Consider the following 18,011-nt stretch of genomic DNA (forward strand, 5'->3'; position numbering starts at 1 on the left):
TTAAATTTAACGGGGGCTGCTTTCTCCCCCGTTAAACAAATAATCTCCTGTTTCTGTAGACAATCTTTTTTGGTTGTCAAGAATTATCTTTTTAAAATTCAAAAAGTTTTTCTTTTGTAATCCCTGAGTAATACCAGAAACAGTACTAATTTCCTCTTTAGTCGTAATAAGAATGGTTTGAAAGTTTGGATATTCTTCAAGAACCTTAAGTAAATTTTCTGTCAGAGCTTCTTTTTTTAAGAGATGGGCTTGATAAAAATGTTCAAAAGGAGGGAAAGACTGTGTTTTCTGCTGATACTTTTCATAAAGATAGCTTTTAAAAAGTGGGTTCATCAAGTCCATTTCTGGAAGATTAGAGATTTCCTCTTGAGAAAGGCTGAAAATTCCTTTATCAAGTACCTTTTGAAACAGACTCTCTTCTACCCCTATGGCTAAAACCTTTATTTTTTTGATCTTAGCAAACCTTAGAACTTCAATTAGGTTCTCAAGATTAACCCCTACTTCTACCTTTGAGAGTTCTTTTTTCAGGTATTCTGCAGAAACTTTATTTTCAAGAAACTGGTCTATCAAAGATTGATAGGAAGAAGGTAAGTCTAAAGTGATTATTAGATTATCGTTTAGTTGATGCAGGTTTTCTAAAAATTCTCGATAAAATTGAGTAAAATCAGAAGCTGGATTTTGTCTTTCTTCTCCTATCAAGACCAGCTGAGTATTAGACAGTTGGAGCGCAAGTTCGAAAGTAGTAATAGAAGTCTTGGTATAAAACCCCTCCGGTTTAAGCCTTACAGGAACTAAAATCCCTTGTTGAGAATCTAAGGTTTTTTTGGAAAATATCTTGCCTGATTTTATCCATCCTTCAGTTAAAGAATTCAAGCTATGCCAAAGATTAACTACAAGCTCCGTTTCCTTTACTGAAGAGGAAAAAAAATAACCTAACATCCCATCTTTTTCAAAAGGTTGAGGAACTAACTTAAAATATACTCCCTGGTCTATATGCTTTATCATCCAGGGAAAAGGAAATCTATGTAAATAAACCACGTTTTTAGCCTCATCCAAAACAACTTGAGAAGGGTCTTTAACCGGTAATATTTTATATCCCTTTTTCCTAAAAACCTCTATTATTTTTTGATAAAGTAAAAACTCCTCTTCAGGATAAACCAAAACCCCTGGATTTTCTAATAGCCTATCCAACCCCACATATTCTTCTTTTTTTTCTAAAACCCTCCATACAGTATAATCTGGGTCTAAATATATCTCTTCAGGTCTTTCTTTTACCCAAACCTGAACGATTTGGTAAGGACTTGTCACATTTTTTACAAAAGAATAAGTCACGTTTTTACACACCACAGAAAATTTAACCACCACCTCACGTTCGTTTGGAGTAAGAGTATGTGGAGATGTAGACTTGATTAAAGCTAAGGTTAATTCGTAGCCTCCTTCCTTAGGTTGCAAAAATACTACCTCTCCTCTGAGATAGAGCTTTTTAAACACAGAAAAATCCGAAAAGGAAACAAAAACTTCCGGGAAAGAAGACTTTAGATAAGTTAAAAGGTCTTCAAAAGATTGAGGGATAAAAAGTTTGGTTTCGTAAAAATGTTTTAGTCTACTTAAAAGGACTTCCTCTCCTAATCTTTGCTTAAGTTCTAAAAAGTAAAAAAAACTTTTGCTTTCTAAAGATGAGGTGCTGAGTATTTTTTTTCGCAATTCCACTTTTCCCTGAGCAACATCTTTAAAAAACAAGGCAAGTCCTTTAACCCTTTGATCTTCTTGGTAAAAAACCCCTTCTTTCAAACGTTTTTCGTTCACTAAAGCGCTAAACTCCCAAGGGTCATCCAAAATTGAAGAATTAACCAAAAGAGTATTTGAATAATCTAACTTAGGTTCCTGATCCTTTATCAAGAACACAAAAAGCTTAGAAAATGGATAAACCTCAGAAAATTTCTTATCTAAAGCTGCTAAAGCAGGCTTAACTTTTTGAAACCAAGAAGAAACCTCTTCTTTAGAGAAAACCTTGTTGTTATCTAAGGAATACAGAGAAATTTTCAAATTTTTATAGGTTAAAACTGAAGAGACAAAAGGTTCTTTCGAAAGAATTAAAACCGGAGATTTTATCGGTTTTAGGTTTTTAAACTTATATAGCAAAAATCCCCCTTCTTCTTTTACTTCGTAATCCTCTGAGGGGATTAGCGCAAAATATCCTAGTTTTTTTGGAACCTTTAAAGTAATTTCATAAGTAAAGGGCTCCCTAGGTAAGGGGATAAACCGGTCTATGAAATTAAAAGGAACCACGGTAAAATTTACAGATTTTTCGAAATATAAAAATAATGGGCTGTTTGGCTTTTCAGCCAAAAAGGTTAAAGCCGATTCTTTAAAAGGTACTGAAGAAAAAGGTTTCCCATCTAAAATGGCTTCTTTGAAATGAAGCCCTTCTGTCTCAAAGGTTTGAATCTTTTTTTCCTGTAAAACTGTTTGCAAGCTACCTTCTATAGCATTGGGTTTTAACTCTAAATCCATTTTGAGATGCAAATAAGCTCCGTAAGACCAAAAAGGGCACAAAAACACCCCCAAAACTATTAATAATAAAAGAAAAAAAGCTGTTTTCCAGTTTGCCATATTTTCCCTTTTTGAAAAATAAAAAACTTGAAATATAATTAAAAACACTATAACTTAACTCAGGAGATTTGTAAAGGCTATGAAAAAACCAAGAGTTCTTGTTCTATGGGGATATGGTATAAACTGTGAAGTAGAAACTTCCTATGCTTTTAAACTTGCGGGAGGAGACCCTGAGATAGTTCATCTATCTGAAATCTTTTCTGGAGAAAAGAACCTTCTTGATTATCAAATCATCTGTTTTCCTGGGGGTTTCTTAGACGGAGATCACTTAGGGAGTGCTCAGGCTTGTGCCCACAGGTTTAAACATTTAAAACTAAAAGACGGGACTTATCTCTGGGAAAAACTTATGATTTTTCTGAAAAAAGGAGGGCTTATCTTAGGAATATGTAATGGATTTCAACTGTTGGTGAAAATGGGGCTTTTACCAGGAGGAAAATACTTAGGAGAAAGAAAGGTTACCCTTACCTATAACGACTCAGGTAAGTTTGAAGACAGATGGGTTTATCTGAAAGTAAACCCACAAACCAAATGTATCTTTTTAGAAGGTTTAGACGAACTTTACCTTCCGGTAAGGCATGGAGAAGGTAAATTTATCCCTCAGGACGAAAAAGTGCTTGAAGAGATAAAATCTCAAGGACTTATTGCCCTCCAATATATCCACCCTGAAACCCGAAAACCCACCTTAGAATATCCCTACAACCCTAACGGGGCAGTTGAAGCCGTGGCTGGTTTAACAGACCCTACCGGACGTATTTTTGGACTTATGCCTCACCCAGAAGCCTTTAACCATTTTACCAACCATCCTCGTTGGACTCGAGAAAAGAACCTAACAGTAGCTGGGCTTGAAATCTTTAAAAATGCAGTAAACTGGGTTAAAGCCAACTTACTTTAATGTATACCAAAAAAATAGCTCAATCTCTCAAATATCTCTTAACCTTTTGGAAGAAAAAAAGTTTCTTAATCCTTTTTTTCTTTATCTCTCTTTACATAGGTTTTTTTTTAGCCTCTCCTTATATACTTAATTTTCTTCAACATACCTACCAACAAAAGTTTGTTTTCTATAGCCTGTCAGAACCTATTACCTCCTTTTTAAAATTTTCCTTGGTTTTAACTGTTTTAGTCATTTTTCCGTTTATTTTTTATCTTATTTTAAATGCTTTGAACTTGATTTTCAATTTAAAAAAAAAGTTTTTTTGGATGTTCTATCTATTGGGATTGGGTCTTTTTTATTTGGGGGTGGTGTTTGCCTATTTTATTACCCTACCTTATGGAATAAGGTTTTTGCTTTCCTTTCGCACAGAAAAAATAGAGCCTTCCATTTCCTTAGGGCATTTTGTTAACTTTTTTTCTTTTTTTGTGATTGCCTTTGGGCTAATCTTTGAGCTCCCTCTTTTTTTAACCTTTTTGTCTCTAACCAAAATATTAAATCCCTATAAAATCACCAAGTATCGCAAGGAAATCTTTTTTGGTATAGCTGTGCTTTCTGCGGTTATAACCCCAACTCCAGATGCCTTTAATATGGCCCTTTTGTCCATTCCTCTTTATGTACTCTTTGAGTTAGGAATTTTCCTTTCAAGGTTTTTGCTGAGAAGGAATCTTTTAGAAAACACTCAAAACGAAGTATTAGAATCTTCTAAAGAAAACGATTAATTTTATTAAACCCTTAACCACCTTGACAAACAAATAAATTATATTATTTTTGTTAAATATATAATGGGCCCGTAGCTCAGCTGGTTAGAGCCACCGGCTCATAACCGGAAGGTCCCAGGTTCGAGTCCTGGCGGGCCCATTTAAAAATCCATATAATCTATATGTCTTTTAAAACAAAAGACTTTTATAACTTTTTAAATCAACTTGCTCCACTTACCATAGCAGAACCACAAGATAATAATGGTCTACAGGTAGGGTCTTTTGAAGATGAAGTTTCTGGGGTTCTCTTGGTTGTAGACCTTACCTCTAAGGCCATAGATTATGCTTTGGAAAACCGACTTAATCTTATTATAAGTCATCATCCGTTTATTTTTAAACCTCTAACCCAAATAATAAAAGAAGACCCTAAAGGCCATCTTATCTATCGGTTAATCCAAGAAAAGATAAATCTTATCTCATGGCACACACCATTAGACAAGATAGAAGAAGGGGTCTCAGAGGCAATCTTAAGGGCTTTAAATCTCAAAGGGGAACGGTTTATCTCTTTGCAAGAAAAAAATCAAAAAGTTTTTGGATTAGGAAGGGTTGTATATTTAAAAAAATCTATTAAACTGCAAGACTTAGCTAAAAAATTAGGAAAAGTTCTTAAAAGTTGGGTGATGGTGGTAGGAGACTTAGAGACCCCTATCAAAGCCTTTGGGGTATGTGGAGGTTCAGGGGCTTTTTTAAAAGATGAGCTTAAGAACTTAGGGATTAACACCCTGATAACCTCAGACGTAAAATACCACGTAGCAAAAGATTCTTTAGAAGAAGGGTTTAATTTTATAGTCATAGACCATGGAATAGCAGAAGGTTTGGTACTTGACTGGTTAAAAACATCTCTGGTTAAATTTATAACTTCTTATAACCTTAATCTCAAAATAGAAATTTTTAGAGAACCTAGTCCATATCAAATATTATTGACGGAGGAGAATAAATGCAAGAGGAAATTCTGCGATTGATAGAGCTTCAAAACTTAGACTTAGAAATCCTTAAGATAGAAAAAGCCGTACAAGAAATACCTCAAAGTCTTCAAAAAGCACAAAAAGAAAAAGATCAGTTGTTCAACAAAATAGAACATTTTAAAAACCTGATAGAAGAAAAAACCAAACAAAAAAACCTTTTTGAAGAGGAATTAAAACAGGAATACCAAAGGCTTAAAAGCACCCAGGCAAGATTAGTCCAGATAAGAGGTACCAGAGAATATCAGCTTCTCTTAAGAGAGATAGAAGAAATCAAAAAGGCTAACAAACAAAAAGAAGAAGAAATCTTAAAGTTGATGGAAGAGATAGAAAAGTTAGAACAAGAAAAAAGAAAATTAGAAGAGGAGTTTGCCAAGGTAGAAGAAATTTTTAACCAGGAAAAACAAAAGTTTGATGATTATTGTAACCAGCTAAATCAGGAAAAGGCCAAACTTATAGAACAAAGGATAAGTTTAAGTAAAAAAATACCTGCCAGACTCTTAAAAAAATACGAGCTTTTAAGGGAAAGAAAAGGAGGAATAGGAATAGCCCCGGTCGATAACTATGTATGTGAAGGATGCCATATGGCCATACCTCCGCAACTCTATAATGAAATCCAAAGAGATAATAGATACTACGAATGTCCCCACTGTAAAAGACTGATCTTTTTTAAAAAGTTTTATCTACCGGAAGAACCTTCCGAACCAGCCTTAGAAGAAAAAGATGCCTCCTCAGCTTCTTAAACTTAAAAAAGACCTTTCTAATCTGGAAGATATTGCTAACCAGACTGCCCAATTTTTAAAAAAACAGGGTGTAGGTGCTATTCCTACAGAAACCTTTTATGGTCTGGCTACAGACCCTTTTTCAGATAAGGCCTTAGAAAAACTTTTTTTACTCAAAAATAGGCCTCAACACAAACCGATCCTTCTTCTTATAGGAGAGAGAGAACAACTTTATTTTTTAGTAGAAGAAATTCCTCCGATTGCAGAGAGACTTATAGAAAAATTCTGGCCAGGACCTTTAACCATAGTTTTTCCAGCTAAAAAAAACCTTTCTGATTATCTAACCGCAGGAACAGGAACCATCGGGATAAGGCTTTCCTCTTCTCCGGTAGTAAAGGCCATTATCCAGGCCTTTGGTAAACCTATAACCGGAACCAGTGCTAACCTTTCAGAAAAATCTCCTTGTACTTCTCCTGAAGAAGTTATACAACAACTTCCAGATCTTGACTTTATAGTCGATTATGGCTATTTAGAAGCGACTTCTCCATCTACGGTAGTTTCTGTGGTAAATAATCAACTTTCCTTGATTAGAGCTGGTGCTATACCTTTTAAAAACATCTTAAATTTATTTCTCTAAACTACTCCTCAGCCAGTTCTAATTCTATATATGAATGGCCACATTCGTAACATTTAACATCTAACACCCCTTCTAAAAGGGCTACATAAAGGGTATCCCCCCCACATACTTTACATATCTCTCCTACATTTTCCTCTTCTATTGCTTTTATGATATCTTCCTTTAACTCTTCTGGAATATCTGGGTCAAAAATAACCTTCACCCTAACCTCCTGCACACTCAATTTTTATTAATCTTATCAAAAATTTTCATTTTGTAAAGCTAATTTTCGCCAATTTTTTAACTTTTTTATTTAATTTTCGTAAGAACTGTTTCCTTTAGATACTCTACCCTTTTTTCAGGATAGTCTATCAAATAATGAGTCCCACGAGATTCCAGACGGGCTTGAGCAGACTTTATGATGATTTCAGCCACCATACACAGATTTTTGAGTTCCATCACGTCAAGGTTTAAGTAAAGTCCTTCCCAGTTGGCTTCTATTTCTCTTTGAATAAACTCAAGTCTTTTTCTCGCAAACTCCAACATCTTCAAACTTCTTATTATACCTACAAAATCCCACATCACCTTTCTGATCAAATCCCAGTTATGAGAAATAAACACCATCTCTTCCTTGATTTCTTTGATGATAGGGTCTTTTATCTTAGGTAAGGTAAAGGAGGTTTCCCTGATTTCAGGCCAAAGTTCTCTGATTTTAAGACTTGCTTGATGAGCAAAACAGATGCCTTCTAAAAGAGAATTAGAGGCTAATCGGTTTGCTCCATGAAGACCTGTATAGGCACATTCCCCCACGGCAAAAAGGTTAGGGATGTCAGTCTGACCCCAAAGATTGGTATAAATCCCTCCACAAAGATAATGAGCAGCAGGCACTACAGGGATAGGTTGAGAGGTAATATCTATCCCATATTTCAAACAAGTTTCATAGATCTGTGGGAACCTCTTTTTTACGTAGTCCGAAGGTAAATGGGTAATGTCAAGATAGACACACTCAGCACCGGTCTTTTTTAACTCCATGTCTATCGCTCGGGTCACCACATCTCTTGGGGCTAATTCTTTTCTTACCGGGTCGTATTTATGCATAAATCTTTTCCCTTCGGCGTTAAGCAAAACCGCTCCCTCTCCTCTTAAGGACTCTGAAATTAGAAAATTCTTAGCTTTAGGGTGATAAAGACAGGTAGGATGAAATTGAATAAACTCCATGTTAGCAACCCTACATCCTAAAGAATAAGCCATCGCAATCCCATCACCGGTTGAGGTATCAGGATTACTGGTGTAAAGATAGACTTTACCTACCCCTCCCGTACAAAGTACTATCACCTTAGCGAGTATTATTAGAGGTTTGGATTGATTAAGGTCAAGCACTAATCCACCTATCACCTTAGGCCTTGAACTTCCTCTTTTTTTGTCTCCAAGAATCTTTACTACAAAATGGTTTTCTAAAATTTCTATATTTTGTTCTTCAAAAACTCTTTCAAGCAAGGTCTTTTCTATAGCCCTTCCTGTATAATCTCCTACATGGAGGATCCGTCTCCTTGAATGGCCTCCTTCAAGGGTTAGATGGTATTTTTGAGGATTTTCAGGGTCTCTGTCAAAAGAAACTCCCCAGGTTATAAGATCTTTTATCCTGTCAGGAGCAGACTTAACCACCAACTCTACTGTCTCTCTTTTACATATTCCGTCCCCTGCTATCATCGTATCTTGAATATGCAACTCAAAACTATCATCTTCTCCCATAACACAGGCAATTCCACCTTGAGCAAGAGAAGTTGCTGTTTCAAAAACCCTCTTTTTAGCAAGTACAGTAATATGTCCTAAATCCTTTAATTTTAAAGCTAAACTTAAACCTGCAATACCTGTACCTACGATCAAAACATCGGTTTTTTTTATCTCCATTTCTTTTATTTCTCTCTTTGATGTTCTATTTTTGGTTTTCTCTGGAGGAAGATCTCGAGAAGTTCTGGTCCAGACTTTATGTAATAAGGTGAACGATAGGCTTCTTTTTCACAAAACTTTAAGTCCTTTTTCTTTTCTTTATCTCTTACAGAATCAAAAATCGCAAAAGGTACAGGCTTTGATGAATGGGTCCTGATAGAGATAGGTGTGAGATGGTCACAACAAACAAGAATTCTATATTTATCTGTAATCTCTATAATTCTTTCCATAAAATATCTTACAACCCTACGGTCAAACTCATTTATGGCTCTAATCTTTTTTTCAAGAGAACCTTCATGAGAAACCTCGTCAGGAGCCTCTACATGGATCACCACAAAGTCATATTCCTTTAATGCTTCGACTGCATAATCTACCTTACCTTCATAGTTGGTATCTAAATATCCTGTTGCCCCTGGCACGTTTATAACCGACATCCCAGAAAGTACAGCCAACCCTTTTATCAAGTCTACGGCTGAAATCACCGCACCTTTAAGCTGCCATTTTTCCTCAAAAGGTTCTAAGGTCGGAGTCCTACCCTGTCCCCAAGGCCAGATAGCATTAGCAGGAAGAAGATTTTCCATCTTCCTTCTCTGATTGATAGGGTGTTTTTCTAAAATCTCTATAGCTTTTAGAATATAATCCTTTAAAAAAGGTTCCTCATCATAGGAACTAAAGGCAAACCACACGTTTTTACCTAAAAGATCATGAGGAGGGTAAGTATGCAAGCCACCGGAACCTCCTCTCCAGATCAAAATATGTCTATAGCTGACTCCAGGTATAATTTCTATCTTTTCGTTAGAGATGTTCCGATTGATGGCCTCAATCAACTCTACAGCCTCTTCTGTAGAGATATGCCCAGCAGAATAGTCTTCCATGATAAGTTCTTCCCCTTCAAGCTTAAGGGTTACCAGATTACATCTATAGGCTACATCTTCAGGTTTTAGGACAATTCCACGGCTCGCGGCTTCTATAGGCCCTCTTCCAGTATATTTTTCTTCTGGAGGGTAGCCTAAAAGCCCCATAATGGCTACGTCTGAACCTGGATGCATTCCTGGAGAAACGGTCTGACAATGTCCTATCATACCGTAAGAGGCTATAAAATCCATACCAGGAGTGATAGCTACCTCAAGAGGAGTTTTCCAGTCGAGTTCTTGAACCGGAAAATCTCCCATACCATCTCCTATAATCATCACATACTTATAACCTTCTAAACTTTCTTCATGCAATTCCCTTTTATCTAAACTGTGTTGCTCCAAATCCACCGCCTCTTTTTTCTTTTTTCTTCCCATAAAAAACCTCCTGTTAAAAAATCTTAGCTAAAACAAAGGATAGTTTAAAAAATAAGAAAAAAATCAAGGTTAACAAGACCTGAGAAAAAAAATCCGTAGGTGCAATCAACAAAGATATCCCATAAAAAAAGCCAAGAAAATAAACCCTCCGTTTTTGGTAGAACTCTTTGGTAACGATTTCCTCTTTAATAAGCAAGGCAAAAAGCAAGGGAAGTTGAAAAAACACTATCGAAAAAAGAAGAACCCTTAAGATAAAAAATAAAAAATAGTTAATCTTAAGATTGGCTTCGAAGTTGCTTCCAAAAAACAGAAAAATCTTTATAAGAAAAGGAACAAAAACCAAATATCCTACACAAAGCCCGATCAAAGCCAGTCCTAAAGAAAGAAAAAAAACCTTTCTAAAAAAAACCTTCTCAGGCTCGTAAAACTCTGAAGAGATCACCTTCCAAACCTTTAAAAGGAAAAAAGGTAAAATTACGATAAGAGCCAGATAAAAAGAGGCACGCAATAAAACAAAAAGGGCCTCTTCCAAGGAGGTAAAGACTAAAGGCTGTCCTTGAATGACCTTAAAATAAGGAAAAAGTAGATAAGGAAATAGATAAGGTAAGGCTAAAAAAAAACCTAACCACAACCCTAAAAAGATCAGGCCATAAAGGATTATCTCTCTTCTTATTTTAGCTAAAACATCTACCGCTAAGATTTTAGGAAGGTTTATCTTGCTCATCTTTTTTATCAAGGACTTTAAAAGGTTCTTGAGAAATTTCTTTTATAGGAACGTCTATCACCGAGGTTGTCTCTTCTTTTAGATGTTCTATCTCCTTTTTAGCCTCAGTCAACTCCTTCCCAACCTCATCAACCTCAAGTTCTCTTTTAATCTCTTCTATACTTTTTCTAAGCTCTATAGAAAGTTTAGCCAAAAATTTACCCAGTTCAGGCAGCCTCTCAGGACCAAGAACGATAAGTGCAACCAGGAAAAGGACCACCAATTCTGAAAAACCTATGTTAAACATAACCTAATCCTGCCTGTATTCCCTGGGTATAGACCTTCCTAAGCTACAAAAAAACTCATAACAGATAGTCCCGCCAAGGGCTGCCAACTCCTCTGCAGGAACTTCTCGATTTTTTCCACCAAGAAGGATGACTTCTTCTCCTACTTGAGGGCTCTCAACCTCAGTTAAATCCACGTAAAGTGCTTTCATAGAGATAGTCCCTACTACCTTGACCCTTCGATTTCTAAAAAAAACGAATCCCTTGTTTCCTAAACTTCTTAAATAGCCGTCTCCATAACCTACAGGCACCACCCCTAAGAGGGTTTCTCTCTCTGCTTTAAAGGTAGGACCGTATCCGGCGTAATCTCCTTTACGCAACCTCTTTAACTCAACGATACGAGACCTTAAGGTCATCACAGGATACAACTTGATTTTATCTCGGGCAGAAAGGTCTGGATAACCTCCGTAAAGACTAACCCCTGGTCTTACCAAATTTCCCTTTTCAGATAAAAAGATAATCCCTCCTGAGTTGGCAAAATGGATAAAAGTAGGATTGAGGTTGTTTTGCTTAAGTAATTCTAAAGTTTTTTTAAAATTAGTAAGTTGTAGTTGGGTTAGTTCTGAATCAGGTTTTTCAGAACAAGAAAGATGAGTCATTAGCCCTGTTAAGGATAAAAAATCGGTGTTTCTAAGTTTCTCAATGCATATGGGAAGGTCTTCTATTTTCACCCCAAACCGGTGCATCCCTGTGTCTACTTTTAGATGAAAAGCCACCTTTTGTTGCCTTTTTTTAGCCTCCTCTTCCAGCCATTCTAAGGACTCAAAACTGGTAACCACCGGAGTTATCTCAAGTTCAAACATATAGGTTAACCAGCTTTTTTCAAAACCAGAAAGCAGTAATAAAGGTTGCCTAAAACCAGCCTCTCTTAAAAGAAAAGCCTCCTGAGGTTCAGAGAGCCCAAAACCCCAAATCTCTTCTTCTGAAAGGGTTTTAGCAACCTCTATAAGCCCATGCCCATAGGCATCATTTTTGATAACAGGAAGAACCTTAGTACCTTCAGGTAAAAACCTTTTTAAGGCCCTTAAGTTCTTTTTTATGTTTCCTAAAGAGATTTCCAGTTTTTTATACCAGAAAATTTTTATCCCTCCTTTAAGTTCTTTAAAACCTGTTTTACATAATCAGAGGCAGAAAGCCCTGCTACACATCCTTCCCCTACAGCCTTTGCTAACTGAAGTGGAGGACCTGTAAGGTCTCCACAGGCAAACACCCCATGGACGTTGGTTTGCATCTTTCTGTCTACTATTACATAACTAAATGTTTCAGGGTCAAGCTCAACCCCAATAGGGGCAAGAAGTTCTATCGGACCTTTAGCACCTATCTCTATAAAAATCCCATCTAACTCCAACTGAGTCTCATCCTCAAAAACAACTCCTTTTACCTCGTTATCTCCCATGATCTCTACAGGTTTTTTCTCTAAAACCTCTATATTAGCAACTATCAATTCAGAAAAAGATTCTTCAGATACAGGTTTTAACCCATAAAAATAAACTTTATCTGCAAACTTTTTTAAGGTTTTAGCCCCATGGATTGCGGCACTACCGTCTCCTATAACCAACACCTTCTTTCCTCTATAAAACCAGGCATCACAATCGGCACAATAAGAAACCCCTTTCCCTACAAACTTTTCTTCTTGTTTAAATACCCTTTTTTTTCTCTTAACTCCCATAGCAAGGATAAGTGAAAGAGAGGTGATCTCCCTTTCCTTTTCGGTAACCAGTTTAAAACCCAAGTCTAAAGGTTCTATACTAACCACATCTTCCAAAATAAGCTCTACCCCAAACTTTTTCACTGCCTTTAGACCTTCTTCAAGTAAAACCTTACCGTCTACCTTTTCAGAAAACCCAAAGTAATTCTCTATATGTGCCGACCAAAGAGCACTTTCTTCGGTTTTTCCTAACAAAACCACCTTATGTTTCCTTCTGCAAGCGTGCAATCCCGCCTGAATTCCAGCAGGACCTACACCTATGATGGCAATCTCATAATCATAGTTAAATGTCATTGTTTATCCTCTATCTTTTATTTTTTTGTCTACGTAAACTTCCTCTTGAGGTAAAGGCTTCTCCAGCCATTCCTTTTCTTCTCTTATTTTATACTCCTCCTTTAGCCAGTTGTAAAGGTCTGCAAGTTTACACTCCTTAGAACAAAAAGGACGATAGGGATTGTTTTTTAACTTTATCTTTTTATGACAGATGGGACATTTCATTGGTTTTTACCTATGCTTGATTTATATTACCAACCAAACCGCCCGGTCCTCAAAATAGGTAGTTACTTTATGACTTACTGAACCTAAGAAAAACTTGGTTAAACCTCCCATTCCTCTTCTTCCAAGTACTATAGTAGAATAATCCCCTTTTTTAGCCATTTTGATGATCTCTGCCGCAGGCCCCAAAAAACCTCTTTTCATTATAAGTCTAATTTTTTCCTTAGGCAGACCATTTTCTAAGATAAGATTGTTGGCTTTGGTTAAAAAATCCTGATATTCAGGATGTTTTAACTCCTTTAAAGCCTCAGAAAAACTACCTTCGAAACTTTTTTTAGAGGAAAAAGGATAAAAAATGTGAAAAAAGGTAATCTCTGCCTCTGGATGAAAAGAAAGGATAAAACTTATATAATCAACCACCCTTAAACCCATCTCTCCAAGGTCTAAGCCTACTAAAAATTTTTTATTCCATCGTTCTCCTCTGATTAACCAAATTGGTAGACAACACTTTTCAAGTAGTCTATGAGTCACTCCCCCTATAAAATAGGTACTAAGCTTAGAAAGACCTCTTCTTCCTACCACAATACCATCAAAAAGATTTTCCCGAGCTATCCTTAAGATATCTTCTGCCAAGGGCCCTACCCGAAATTGGACCTTAAAAAACACCTTTCCCCTGACATACTTTTCTAAAGAACTAACCACGTTTTTTAACTCTTTTTCTGTATTTAAAAAAACTTCACGAGCTTTTTTTTCTATCTCATCTTCTCTTTTAAACTTCTTCATCAAACTTGTTTCCCACTGGGATGAAGTTTTATCTGGATGTTCTATTAGTTTAAGGACCGTTATGTTTAGCTCGGTTTGATAAAAAACCTGTTTTAAATAGGATAAAGCACGATAACTTGATGGACTACCATCATAACAAAGTAATACATGAGGAATCACCTTGCTAATTTCTTGTCTTTCTTCAGGTTGGGTTTGATTAAACATTAAACTTTTCAGAAAGGTCTTTTTTAGCAGATTCTATCGCTTGTTTTACCACGTTAAAACCTGTCCCACCCAAGATCTCTCTTCTTTTTATAGCATTTTCTATGGTAAGCCAGTTATATACATCTGCTTCTATCCTATCAGAAAAGGCTTTAAACTCAGAAAGGGTTAAATTTTCTAAGTTCTTTTTCTCTTTTTCTGCATAATAAACGATCTGTCCGGTTATATGATGAGCATTCCTAAAGGGGATACCTTTATTTACCAGATAGTCGGCAAGTTCGGTAGCTAAAAGATACCCTTGGGAAAGATACCTTTCTATGTTTTCTTTCTTTAGGATTAAACCTGAGACCATCAAAGACATAAGCCTTAAACATTGCCAGGTAGTCTTAACAGCCTTAAAAACAGGAGGTTTATCTTCTTGCATATCACGGTTATAACTTAAAGGCAGACCTTTCATCAAACCCCAAAGTTGGTTAAAAGCTGCGTTTACTGAAGAGGCCTTTCCACGAATAAGCTCAGCTCCGTCAGGATTTTTCTTTTGAGGCATAAGAGAACTTCCGGTACAAAACCTGTCAGGAAGGTCGATAAAGGAAAATTCAGGGCTCATCCAGATGATAAGCTCTTCACACCAACGAGAAAGGTCTAACATTATAACACTTAACACAAAAAGAAGCTCTAACGCAAAATCCCTTGAACTAACAGCAAACACACTATTTTGGGTTGGCTCTACAAAACCAAGTTTCTCTGCAAGCTTTTTTCGGTCTATCCCAAAGGCACAACCTGCAAAAGCAGAACTACCAAGAGGACAAATCTTTAGCCGTTTTTCGTAGTCTTCTATCCTCTGAAAATGATATTTCATCATCTCATAGTAAGCCATGATCCAGTGAGAAAAAAGAACTGGCTGGGCATGCTGAAGGTGGGTAAAACCAGGCATTATAACTCCATAATATTCCTCTGCCTTGTCTACAGTCGCTTGCATCAAACTTTTTAATTCTATCTTTATTTCTTTTACCCGGTCAGCTAAATACAGTCTGAAATCTGTTACCACCTGCTCGTTTCTGCTTCTTCCTGTATGAAGTTTATAAGCTACTTCTCCTATTTTTTCAAAAAGGGCCTTCTCTATATTCATGTGAACGTCTTCATATTCTTTACGAAAGAGAAAAAGTCCTGCTTTTATTTCTTCCTCTATTTCAAGAAGACCCTTTTTGATAGTAAGACATTCCTCTTCTAAAAGAACCCCTGCCTCTTTCAAAGCCTCAGCATAGGCAAGGCTTGCCTTGATCTCATACAAGGCTAACTCATGATCAAAGGATATGGATTCTGAAAATTCTTCGAAAAATTTATCAACTTCTTCTTGAAACCTACCTCCCCAAGGTTTTGCCTCAATCCCCCCCATAATCATTTTATTTTAACCTTCTTTTAAAAAAAATAAACCTGATAATTTTGAAATTATAACCTAAAAGCAGTTATCCTAAATATCTTGTAATCCTTTAGATGCTATAGTTAACAAATTTAAAAAAGGCACAAACTCTGTTTTTGTGGTTGAAATCCAAGGGGAATATGATAAAATAAATTTGTTTCTTAAAATTTTTTTTTGGAAATAAAATGTCATTAGAAATAACTGAGCAGAAAAAAAAACTGGCTGTGATTTTGTTAAGTGCCGGGATGGATAGTGCTGTATGTGCAAGTGTTGCAGCCCAAGAACATGCCTTGGCTTTTCTACATTTTCAGTATGGGCAAAAGGCTGCTAAAAAAGAACTTGCATGTTTTTACCGGTTGGTTGACCACTTTAAACCTCAAAAATATTTAGTAGTAGAACTACCTTTTTTTAAAATAATCGGTGGCTCAAGCCTTACCTCAGAGGAAATTGAAATTCCTGAGTCTTCAAACACACAGGAAATTCCTTCTACCTACGTACCTTTTAGAAACGGAGTATTTCTAAGTTTAGCAGTAGCCTGGGCTGAGGTGATAGGAGCAGAGAAGATCTTTATAGGAGTAAACGAAATAGATTTTTCCGGGTATCCAGACTGTAGAAACGAATTTATAAAGGCCTTTAACCAGGCAGCAAACCTTGGAACCAAACCTGAGACAAAAATTATGATAGAAACCCCTCTTATTCATCTGTCTAAAAAAGAAATCGTAGAGCTTGGTATAAAACTTAATACCCCCTTTCATCTCACTTGGTCTTGCTACAGAGAAACGGAAAAAGCCTGCGGAAGATGTGACTCTTGTCAAATAAGGCTTAAAGCCTTTAAAGAAGCCGGTATAGAGGACCCGATAGAATATGCTTAAGTTAGAAGGTTTTACCTGCCAACGTTGTGGTACCTGTTGCCAAGGAGAAAGCACCGTCTCTTTAACCCAAGAAGAAATTCTTAGAATAGCCCAATTTTTAAACCTCCCAGAGGAAGTCTTTAGAGAAAAGTATACAGTTAAGGTCGGGAAATACAGGGTTGAGATGAAAACCAAGGATGGTTATTGTATCTTCTTTGATAAAAAAGAAAAACTCTGTACGATACATCCGGTAAAACCTAAAAAATGTAAAGAATGGCCTCTGATAGAGGCACTATCCAAAGACCCTTCAACCTTAGAAACGTTGAAAAATTATTGTATAGGAATTAAAATTTTATAAATTTAAACCTTGAACAAATTAAAAAATGTTTTAAAATAATAGAAAATAAGTTGTTGAGGTGAGGAAAGATGGATGAAAAAAGGTTAGAATTTTACAAAAGTTTAGGGATAAAACTAACCCCTCAAAGGATTGCCATCCTGGAATACTTAGAAGGAAACAAGGAACACCCTTCAGCAGAAGACATCTATAATTCTTTAAAGAAAAATTTTCCAAGCATGTCTTTTGCCACCGTTTACAACACCTTAGACGTGTTGGTAAAAAAGGGACTTATCAAAGAGATCATAGTAGACCCTTACAAGAAAAGATTTGACCCCTTTACCCATACCCATCACCACTTTGTCTGTAAATACTGTAAAAAGGTTATAGACATTTCTCAAGAAATAAATTTTCCGTTACCTAAGGAGATTCAAAACTGTGAGGTTGAAGACTTTCAAGTAGTGTTTATCGGGCTTTGTCCTGAGTGTAAAGATAGAAAAAACTAAAGTTAATATCCCTAATTTGCCGATAAAAATTTATAATCATCCATGCTCTCCCCATTTTCCAATTACTCTAAACGATTTATAATTTCACCCATTGGGTGAAAAAACCCTCTAAATCTAAGAGGGTGCCATCATGCCACAAAACTCTCTTAACTTCAAAATCCTAAAAACTACCTAACCTATCACCCCTCGTTCAGAACTTGCTCTTGTTGATGCCTTCCTCAAAAACTCCGAAAATAAAAACCTTAATAGACCAACATAATACCTTTACCTGGTTCAAACAGAGGTTACACCGCCTGGCAATATATTCAACCTATCCTCCCTATCCTTATAGGGAGAGCCCATATCTGGGAGTTTAAAAATGTATATGGGATAATAATTTCAAAATCAGGAAAATTTGAAAGAGAAAAAGTTGTAGGTAGAAAAGGGAGTAGAAAATACATAATATTTGGATAAAAATTAGAAAGATTTTTGATTTTATTCTTTACCGGCAAATTTGGGTTCTAAATCCGTGTTAGATCAAAAATATATGTCCCTGAAATGTTGATTAGTTAGATCATTTTTCTGTCCCTGAAAAATTTTCCCCTTCATTTTACCTCCAAATAATCGGATAAGCAATTCATCAAGTTTCTTTTTTAATTCTACCAGGGATAACCTGTTATAATGTTCCTTTAAAGCTTCTTTTACTTCCTCGGGCACAGCTGAACTCTCCATGATCCTCTGGTATGGCGTCTTCGCCTGATCATAAACCTTCTTTATCACTCTACCTCTCTCATCTATTACCTTATGCTTCACTTTCATTGAAGGAACAAAAAAATTTTCCAATAA

The 18,011-nt window shown here is 36.2% G+C and carries 19 protein-coding genes, 1 tRNA gene and 1 pseudogene; 9 read left to right on the plus strand and 12 right to left on the minus strand.

Annotated elements, in window-relative coordinates; genetic code table 11:
* Positions 1–6: 6 nt before the first annotated feature.
* The gene (locus tag H529_RS0100790; RefSeq protein WP_162138213.1) at positions 7–2,556 is read right to left on the minus strand and encodes a ChaN family lipoprotein; all 2,550 of its coding nucleotides are present in this window, start codon (positions 2,554–2,556) and stop codon (positions 7–9) included.
* Positions 2,557–2,692: 136 nt separating this feature from the next.
* On the opposite strand from H529_RS0100790, the gene H529_RS0100795 reads away from it, so the two are divergent.
* The 6 genes from H529_RS0100795 to H529_RS0100820 all read left to right on the plus strand — a co-directional run bounded on the left by H529_RS0100795 (position 2,693) and on the right by H529_RS0100820 (position 6,623).
* On the plus strand, positions 2,693–3,505 hold the full coding sequence (locus H529_RS0100795) for a phosphoribosylformylglycinamidine synthase subunit PurQ (RefSeq protein WP_022854679.1): 813 nt from the start codon (positions 2,693–2,695) through the stop codon (positions 3,503–3,505).
* Positions 3,505–4,263 carry a twin-arginine translocase subunit TatC gene (tatC, locus tag H529_RS0100800; RefSeq protein ID WP_022854680.1) on the plus strand — a complete coding sequence of 253 codons (759 nt, stop codon included), beginning with the start codon at positions 3,505–3,507 and terminating at the stop codon, positions 4,261–4,263. Before H529_RS0100795 ends, tatC (H529_RS0100800) begins: the two co-directional genes overlap by 1 nt.
* A gap of 65 nt (positions 4,264–4,328) precedes the next feature.
* A tRNA-Ile gene (locus tag H529_RS0100805) sits at positions 4,329–4,402 on the plus strand.
* Positions 4,403–4,424: 22 nt separating this feature from the next.
* Entirely contained in the window at positions 4,425–5,264 is an 840-nt protein-coding gene (locus H529_RS11390) for a Nif3-like dinuclear metal center hexameric protein (protein WP_022854681.1), read from the plus strand.
* The gene (locus tag H529_RS0100815; RefSeq protein ID WP_022854682.1) at positions 5,240–6,007 is read left to right on the plus strand and encodes a zinc ribbon domain-containing protein; all 768 of its coding nucleotides are present in this window, start codon (positions 5,240–5,242) and stop codon (positions 6,005–6,007) included. The genes H529_RS11390 and H529_RS0100815 overlap by 25 nt, the downstream gene beginning before the upstream one ends.
* The gene (locus H529_RS0100820) at positions 5,988–6,623 is read left to right on the plus strand and encodes an L-threonylcarbamoyladenylate synthase (protein ID WP_022854683.1); all 636 of its coding nucleotides are present in this window, start codon (positions 5,988–5,990) and stop codon (positions 6,621–6,623) included. The genes H529_RS0100815 and H529_RS0100820 overlap by 20 nt, the downstream gene beginning before the upstream one ends.
* Position 6,624: 1 nt before the next feature.
* Here the strand turns inward: H529_RS0100820 and H529_RS0100825 are convergent, their stop codons facing one another.
* The 10 genes from H529_RS0100825 to argH form a co-directional block, all read right to left on the minus strand.
* Positions 6,625–6,825, minus strand: coding sequence for a hypothetical protein (locus H529_RS0100825; protein WP_022854684.1), 201 nt, complete (start codon positions 6,823–6,825; stop codon positions 6,625–6,627).
* Between the two features lie 86 nt (positions 6,826–6,911).
* Positions 6,912–8,513, minus strand: coding sequence for an L-aspartate oxidase (gene nadB, locus H529_RS0100830; protein WP_022854685.1), 1,602 nt, complete (start codon positions 8,511–8,513; stop codon positions 6,912–6,914).
* Between the two features lie 5 nt (positions 8,514–8,518).
* The gene (locus tag H529_RS0100835) at positions 8,519–9,841 is read right to left on the minus strand and encodes a cofactor-independent phosphoglycerate mutase (protein ID WP_022854686.1); all 1,323 of its coding nucleotides are present in this window, start codon (positions 9,839–9,841) and stop codon (positions 8,519–8,521) included.
* Positions 9,842–9,854: 13 nt separating this feature from the next.
* Positions 9,855–10,565, minus strand: coding sequence for a twin-arginine translocase subunit TatC (tatC, locus tag H529_RS0100840; protein ID WP_022854687.1), 711 nt, complete (start codon positions 10,563–10,565; stop codon positions 9,855–9,857).
* Positions 10,543–10,851, minus strand: coding sequence for a Sec-independent protein translocase protein TatB (gene tatB / locus H529_RS09585; RefSeq protein ID WP_022854688.1), 309 nt, complete (start codon positions 10,849–10,851; stop codon positions 10,543–10,545). Before tatB ends, tatC (H529_RS0100840) begins: the two co-directional genes overlap by 23 nt.
* Positions 10,852–10,854: 3 nt before the next feature.
* The gene (gene alr / locus H529_RS0100850) at positions 10,855–11,973 is read right to left on the minus strand and encodes an alanine racemase (protein WP_081642230.1); all 1,119 of its coding nucleotides are present in this window, start codon (positions 11,971–11,973) and stop codon (positions 10,855–10,857) included.
* On the minus strand, positions 11,970–12,890 hold the full coding sequence (locus H529_RS0100855; protein ID WP_022854690.1) for an NAD(P)/FAD-dependent oxidoreductase: 921 nt from the start codon (positions 12,888–12,890) through the stop codon (positions 11,970–11,972). Before H529_RS0100855 ends, alr begins: the two co-directional genes overlap by 4 nt.
* Positions 12,891–12,893: 3 nt before the next feature.
* Complete coding sequence (locus H529_RS0100860) at positions 12,894–13,094, minus strand: DNA gyrase inhibitor YacG (protein ID WP_022854691.1); 201 nt, start codon at positions 13,092–13,094, stop codon at positions 12,894–12,896.
* 21 nt (positions 13,095–13,115) lie between these two features.
* Positions 13,116–14,078, minus strand: coding sequence for a universal stress protein (locus H529_RS0100865; protein WP_022854692.1), 963 nt, complete (start codon positions 14,076–14,078; stop codon positions 13,116–13,118).
* Positions 14,071–15,471 carry an argininosuccinate lyase gene (gene argH / locus H529_RS0100870; protein ID WP_022854693.1) on the minus strand — a complete coding sequence of 467 codons (1,401 nt, stop codon included), beginning with the start codon at positions 15,469–15,471 and terminating at the stop codon, positions 14,071–14,073. The genes H529_RS0100865 and argH overlap by 8 nt, the downstream gene beginning before the upstream one ends.
* 209 nt (positions 15,472–15,680) lie before the next feature.
* Between argH and queC the strand changes: the two genes are divergently transcribed.
* The 3 genes from queC to H529_RS0100885 all read left to right on the plus strand — a co-directional run bounded on the left by queC (position 15,681) and on the right by H529_RS0100885 (position 17,186).
* Positions 15,681–16,367, plus strand: coding sequence for a 7-cyano-7-deazaguanine synthase QueC (queC, locus tag H529_RS0100875; RefSeq protein WP_022854694.1), 687 nt, complete (start codon positions 15,681–15,683; stop codon positions 16,365–16,367).
* The gene (locus tag H529_RS09590) at positions 16,360–16,704 is read left to right on the plus strand and encodes a YkgJ family cysteine cluster protein (protein WP_022854695.1); all 345 of its coding nucleotides are present in this window, start codon (positions 16,360–16,362) and stop codon (positions 16,702–16,704) included. Before queC ends, H529_RS09590 begins: the two co-directional genes overlap by 8 nt.
* A 68-nt stretch (positions 16,705–16,772) precedes the next feature.
* Entirely contained in the window at positions 16,773–17,186 is a 414-nt protein-coding gene (locus H529_RS0100885) for a Fur family transcriptional regulator (protein WP_022854696.1), read from the plus strand.
* A 516-nt stretch (positions 17,187–17,702) separates the two neighbouring features.
* Here the strand turns inward: H529_RS0100885 and H529_RS11535 are convergent.
* Positions 17,703–18,011, minus strand: a pseudogene (locus tag H529_RS11535) (hypothetical protein); the annotation flags it as partial.

The organism is Thermodesulfobacterium thermophilum DSM 1276, assembly GCF_000421605.1.
Lineage (GTDB): Bacteria > Desulfobacterota > Thermodesulfobacteria > Thermodesulfobacteriales > Thermodesulfobacteriaceae > Thermodesulfobacterium > Thermodesulfobacterium thermophilum.

Excerpts from the sequence above, each read along its gene's own strand:
- H529_RS0100795 (WP_022854679.1), top strand. The coding sequence starts at position 2,693 with ATGAAAAAACCAAGAGTTCTTGTTCTATGGGGATATGGTATAAACTGT.
- tatC (WP_022854680.1), top strand. The coding sequence starts at position 3,505 with ATGTATACCAAAAAAATAGCTCAATCTCTCAAATATCTCTTAACCTTT.
- H529_RS11390 (WP_022854681.1), top strand. The coding sequence starts at position 4,425 with ATGTCTTTTAAAACAAAAGACTTTTATAACTTTTTAAATCAACTTGCT.
- H529_RS0100815 (WP_022854682.1), top strand. The coding sequence starts at position 5,240 with ATGCAAGAGGAAATTCTGCGATTGATAGAGCTTCAAAACTTAGACTTA.
- H529_RS0100820 (WP_022854683.1), top strand. The coding sequence starts at position 5,988 with ATGCCTCCTCAGCTTCTTAAACTTAAAAAAGACCTTTCTAATCTGGAA.
- nadB (WP_022854685.1), bottom strand. The coding sequence starts at position 8,513 with ATGGAGATAAAAAAAACCGATGTTTTGATCGTAGGTACAGGTATTGCA.
- H529_RS0100835 (WP_022854686.1), bottom strand. The coding sequence starts at position 9,841 with ATGGGAAGAAAAAAGAAAAAAGAGGCGGTGGATTTGGAGCAACACAGT.
- tatC (WP_022854687.1), bottom strand. The coding sequence starts at position 10,565 with ATGAGCAAGATAAACCTTCCTAAAATCTTAGCGGTAGATGTTTTAGCT.
- tatB (WP_022854688.1), bottom strand. The coding sequence starts at position 10,851 with ATGTTTAACATAGGTTTTTCAGAATTGGTGGTCCTTTTCCTGGTTGCA.
- H529_RS0100855 (WP_022854690.1), bottom strand. The coding sequence starts at position 12,890 with ATGACATTTAACTATGATTATGAGATTGCCATCATAGGTGTAGGTCCT.
- H529_RS0100860 (WP_022854691.1), bottom strand. The coding sequence starts at position 13,094 with ATGAAATGTCCCATCTGTCATAAAAAGATAAAGTTAAAAAACAATCCC.
- H529_RS0100865 (WP_022854692.1), bottom strand. The coding sequence starts at position 14,078 with ATGTTTAATCAAACCCAACCTGAAGAAAGACAAGAAATTAGCAAGGTG.
- argH (WP_022854693.1), bottom strand. The coding sequence starts at position 15,471 with ATGGGGGGGATTGAGGCAAAACCTTGGGGAGGTAGGTTTCAAGAAGAA.
- queC (WP_022854694.1), top strand. The coding sequence starts at position 15,681 with ATGTCATTAGAAATAACTGAGCAGAAAAAAAAACTGGCTGTGATTTTG.
- H529_RS09590 (WP_022854695.1), top strand. The coding sequence starts at position 16,360 with ATGCTTAAGTTAGAAGGTTTTACCTGCCAACGTTGTGGTACCTGTTGC.
- H529_RS0100885 (WP_022854696.1), top strand. The coding sequence starts at position 16,773 with ATGGATGAAAAAAGGTTAGAATTTTACAAAAGTTTAGGGATAAAACTA.